We start from the raw sequence: 1,126 nt of genomic DNA, 5'->3' as shown, positions 1-1,126 counted from the left end.
TCACCCCAAATCCCAGATTCAAAACGTCGTCCGCAACCCCACCTGCACACTGCGCCCCTGTGCCGGCGCAATATCGCGCAGGATGGAACTGGCATAGCGTACCGTCTGATCCGTCAGGTTCTCCCCCTTCACAAACGCCAACCACTGGCTTTGGCCGATGTCGAACCGATACCCGGCACTGGCGCCCAGTGTGGTGTAGCCATCGGTACTATCCTCGTTGTCCGGCACGCGATGCTGGGCACTGGCATGTTCCACATCGACGCGAGCCTGCCAGCGGTCTTTCTCCCACAGCAAACCGCTGTTCACGCGCAAGGGCGCAATGCGCGGCAGATCTTCGCCGGTATCCAGATTCTTCGCCCGGGTGTAGTCGCCGGACAACTCCACCGCCCATTTGCCGTAGGCATTTTCTGCCAGCGTCCAGCGATCCTGCGCCTCGATACCGCTGAAGCGTGCCCGGACGCCGGAGTAGGTGTATTCGGGTATGCCGTCGGCGTCCGCCTCACCCTCATCATTCAAGCGGCGGCCACTGCCCAGCAGGCCGATGTAATTGGAGAAGTGGCTGTAGAACACCCCCAGGCTGCCCTTGTGGGTACCGTTGTCGAAGCGCAGTGCCAGGTCGCTGGACAGCGCTTTTTCCTTGCTCAGCCCGGCATCGCCGACTTCATAGGTGCCGGTGGCCACGTGGGCACCGTTGGCGTACAGCTCGTAGAACGTCGGTGCCCGTTCGGTATAGGCCAGGGTCGCCGCCAGCGACCAGACGGGCGTCAGGGTGTAGACCGCCCCGGCCGACGCGCTGCCGACAGTGAAGCTGCTGGCACTGTCGGCGGCGGCGAAGCGCTGGTTGCCCGCTGCGTCCGGGTCAACCTGGGTGTGCTCGAGACGGCCACCCAGGCTGAGTTTGAGGCGTTCGGTGGCCTGCCAGTCCTCCAGCAGGAACAATGCAACCGAGTCGGTATCGGTTTGCGGGACGAAGGCCTCCTCACCCAAGGCTTGGAATTCGCTGCGGTTGACCTGGGCGCCGACTACGCCCTCTATGGGGCCGATCGGTTGGTGCCGCGCCTGAACCCGGGCTTCATAACCCTTGTTCTTGAACGTGGTGCCCACTTCGCCGCCTTCCAGCTCGCGG

General features: G+C 63.8%; 1 protein-coding gene. It reads right to left on the bottom strand.

The genetic code is table 11. The features are described from left to right. Positions 1 to 18: 18 nt before the first annotated feature. On the bottom strand, positions 19 to 1,126 hold a 1,108-nt coding region (locus B3397_RS18645; protein WP_296252953.1), incomplete at its 5' end, for a TonB-dependent receptor.

It is taken from the genome of Pseudomonas sp. UBA4194 (assembly GCF_002379585.1).
In the GTDB taxonomy this organism is placed as follows: Bacteria; Pseudomonadota; Gammaproteobacteria; order Pseudomonadales; family Pseudomonadaceae; genus Aquipseudomonas.
This window is presented reverse-complemented; position numbering and strand designations above follow the sequence as displayed.